Origin of the sequence: Streptomyces lushanensis, from assembly GCF_001700515.1 — a bacterium.
Classification (GTDB): domain Bacteria; phylum Actinomycetota; class Actinomycetes; order Streptomycetales; family Streptomycetaceae; genus Streptomyces; species Streptomyces lushanensis.
Genome location: NZ_MAUD01000479.1, coordinates 1 through 3,077, shown reverse-complemented (window position 1 = coordinate 3,077; position 3,077 = coordinate 1). Strand labels below are relative to the sequence as shown.

The following is a 3,077-nucleotide window of genomic DNA, read 5'->3' as shown; positions in this document are numbered from 1 at the left end:
TGGTGACGGCGTCCCCGCGCCGCGCACACCACCGCGCAACAGGTGCTCGCCAGCGGGCGCGGGGACGCCGTCACCATCGATCTGGCGCCCGTGACCGCACAGGTGAAACGGCAGTTGATGGCCGACCGGGTGCCGTACGCCGACCGGATCCCCGTACGGCACAGCGAGATCACCGTGCTGAGGGCCAACGGTCTCGGCGTCTGGCGCGATGTGGCCCGGGGGCTCAAGGCGGCCGGTGTCCGGCCGGCCGTGGCGACGCTCGTGCTCGCCGCGGCGGCCCTGCTGCTCGCCGTACGCCGGCGCCGGGCGCTGATCGGCACCGGTCTCGCGTTCGCGGCGGGCGCGGTGGTGCTGGCCGTGGTCGTGGCGGTGGCCCGCGCGACCAGTCTGGAGAATCTGCCGGACAACGGTGACCGCTCGGCCGCCGCGGCCATCTACGACGCGCTGACCGCCTCCCTCCGTACGACGGCCTGGTGGGTCCTCGCGGCCGGACTGGCCCTGGCCGCGAGCGCCTGGCTCATGGGCCGCCGCAGGCGGGCGCCACCGGTCCCCCCGGGGCGTGCGCCGGTGCCGGTGGGCGCGGGGACTCCTGACCGGCCGTGACCAGCGGCCGTGACGACCGGCGATGAGGACCGGTCCTGCGTGGTCCGGACCGTGTTCGGCACGCGATACACCCGCCGCTCCCTGCGGCTTTGCGGGCTTTACTGAATCTTTATGCCGATCACCCCCACCCAAATATCCCTTTTGCCCCATTTGGAGCACCATGGGGTTATGAGCCAGAACACGACACAGAGGCCCCCCACCACGGGCATGGGCACAGGCACAGGAATGGGCATGGGCACGGGGACCGGCACCGGATACGGCGCGGGAACCGGCGCTCACACGCAAAGAAGGGCCGCCTACGCCGTCGGCGGTAGTTTCTTCGCCGGTGTGCTGATGGTGGTCATGGGAGCGACAGCCATACTTCAAGGGGCAGCCGCGGTCAGAAGGGACCGGATCCTCAACAGCGTCTCCGGCTACGCCTACGGGTTCAACCTCAGTTCATGGGGCTGGCTGCACATAGCCCTCGGAATCCTGGTCGCCCTCGTGGGACTGGCGATTCTGATGCGCATCCGGCCGGCGCGGTACGCCGGTATAGCGGTCGCCTCGCTGATTCTCGTCTCGCAGTTCATGTATCTGCCGTACCAGCCCGTCTGGGCGGTCGTGGGCATGGCCCTGGCCGCTTGGGTGATCTGGGCGCTGGCCACGGACCGCGGGCCCTTCGGCGCACCGCCGTCGACGGGAGAGGGCGCGGGCGGAACCGGCACCGGCGCGGGCGCCGGAACGGGAGCCGGAACCGGCAGCCGCATCTAGACGGCCGCGTCCGGACGGAGCGTCACCGGACACGGACACGGACGCCGGCACGACGAGGCGTCAACACCCCCACATCCGAAACCACGTACGCGCGTACGGGAACAGTGGCCACGGCCGCTGGCCCCGTACGCGCGTACGCGTCCCGTGCCGGGATGAGCGCGCAGGTGCGGGAGCCCGGACACGGCGGGAGGATCGGAACATGAACGCCGACGGTGAGAACGGCGAGAACGACAAGATCCTCGACACCATCGGTGCCCTTGTCGCCGAGGAGCGTTCCCTGCGCGACCGCTCCGCGCGGCGACTCGGGCTCGGCGGCGAGGAACAGGAGCGGCTGCGCGCCGTCGAGGTGCGGCTCGACCAGTGCTGGGACCTGCTGCGCCAGCGCCGCGCGAAATCGGAGTTCGGCGGGAATCCCGACGAGGCGGCGGTCCGCCCGCCGAGCGAGGTCGAGGGATACCAGGGCTGACCCGGCGGCCGGTGACGGGAGCGTCCGCCACGGACGGGAGCCGGCCGGGGACGGGAGTCCGCCGGCGACGGAAGCCGGCCCGGGGACGGGAGCCGGCCCGGGAACGGAAGCCGACCCGGGGACGGGAGGGTGACGGCGTGCGCGCCGCGCCTCGGAGCGGGCGAGGTGACGGCGGCACGCGCGACCGCGTCCCCGGGATCCCGGGATCCCGGGATCCCGGGATCCCGGGATCCCGGACAGGATTCACCGATCGGGCACTTTGAGCGTCAGCCAGACCCGCTTGCCGGGCCCTCCCCTGGGCGCCACTCCCCAGTCGTCGGCGAGCGCGGCGACCAGCGCGAGCCCCCGGCCGCACTCGTCGTCCGGGCCCGGATCCCGTGGCCTGGGCAGCAGATCCCCGGCATCCTCGACCTCCACCCTCAGCAGCCCGTCCCCACGGCGCAGGGTGACGGCGATCTCCCGGCCGGGCGGGCTGCCATGGCGCAGCGCGTTGGTGACGAGTTCCGACAAAAGGAGGGCCGCGGTCTCGCCCGGCTCCTCCGGCAGGTCGAAATGCGCGTGCAGAGCCTCGCGTGCGCGGCCCACACTGCGCGGGTGGCTGGGCAGGCGGAACGTCAGGTGCTGGTCGCGCCGGTTGCGATGGTCGTACTGGTCGAGCTGCTCACCGTCGAGGTTCATGGGAAGGACTTTCCCTGAAGTACGGATTTTACTTTCCGTGCAACGGTGATCACTTAAAGGAGTCGGGCCGGGAAGTTGGACGAACCCCACAACGGCCTTGGGAACAAGGGGCGTTACGGGAACGGGCCCCCAGAAATTCATCTGCGGTCCACGAACCTTCCGCAACCCGCCGCCACGCGGCCCCCGATCCCGCCGCCACGCGGCCCCCGATCCCGGCGCCGCCCGGCCCTGCCGCCACCCGGCCCGGCCCCGGTCCCGTTCCCGGCCGGGTCCGCGCTCAGTGGCCGTGCAGCCGGTCCAGATCCCGGCGCTCGCGCTTCGTCGGCCGGCCCGTCCCGCGGTCGCGCAGGGCCACGGGCACCGTGAACTCGCGCGGCGGAGGCGGCGGGCTGTTGTCCACGTAGCACTCCACCGCCACCGGAGCGCCCACCCGCTTGCGCACGGTCCGGGACACCACCACGATCCGCTCGCGTCCCGCGTGCCGCAGCCGGATCTCGTCGCCCGCCTTGACCGAGTGGGCGGGCTTGACCCGCTCACCGTTCACCCGTACATGGCCCGCCCGGCAGGCGGCAGCCGCCTG

Annotated in this window: 5 protein-coding genes; 3 read left to right on the top strand and 2 right to left on the bottom strand. The window is 72.6% G+C overall.

What is annotated here, in order from left to right; all coding sequences use genetic code 11:
• Positions 1-42 precede the first annotated feature (42 nt).
• The 3 genes from BFF77_RS30060 (at position 43) to BFF77_RS30050 (ending at position 1,819) form a co-directional block, all read left to right on the top strand.
• The gene (locus BFF77_RS30060) at positions 43-603 is read left to right on the top strand and encodes a hypothetical protein (protein WP_066956274.1); all 561 of its coding nucleotides are present in this window, start codon (positions 43-45) and stop codon (positions 601-603) included.
• A gap of 231 nt (positions 604-834) precedes the next feature.
• A complete protein-coding gene (locus BFF77_RS30055; protein WP_066956271.1) occupies positions 835-1,353 on the top strand; it encodes a DUF7144 family membrane protein in 519 nt (172 codons plus the stop codon).
• Between the two features lie 199 nt (positions 1,354-1,552).
• Positions 1,553-1,819: a DUF2630 family protein gene (locus BFF77_RS30050; RefSeq protein ID WP_066956268.1), complete on the top strand. Its 267-nt coding sequence runs from the start codon at positions 1,553-1,555 to the stop codon at positions 1,817-1,819.
• A gap of 243 nt (positions 1,820-2,062) precedes the next feature.
• On the opposite strand, the gene BFF77_RS30045 is transcribed toward BFF77_RS30050, so the two are convergent.
• Together BFF77_RS30045 and BFF77_RS30040 are read right to left on the bottom strand one after the other, a co-directional pair.
• The gene (locus tag BFF77_RS30045) at positions 2,063-2,497 is read right to left on the bottom strand and encodes an ATP-binding protein (protein WP_079125622.1); all 435 of its coding nucleotides are present in this window, start codon (positions 2,495-2,497) and stop codon (positions 2,063-2,065) included.
• 277 nt (positions 2,498-2,774) lie between these two features.
• A partial coding sequence (locus BFF77_RS30040; protein WP_066956265.1) for an RNA-binding S4 domain-containing protein occupies positions 2,775-3,077 on the bottom strand: 303 nt, incomplete at its 5' end.

Coding starts and splice junctions, on each gene's coding strand:
- BFF77_RS30055 (WP_066956271.1), top strand. CDS start 835: ATGGGCACGGGGACCGGCACCGGATACGGCGCGGGAACCGGCGCTCAC.
- BFF77_RS30050 (WP_066956268.1), top strand. CDS start 1,553: ATGAACGCCGACGGTGAGAACGGCGAGAACGACAAGATCCTCGACACC.
- BFF77_RS30045 (WP_079125622.1), bottom strand. CDS start 2,497: ATGAACCTCGACGGTGAGCAGCTCGACCAGTACGACCATCGCAACCGG.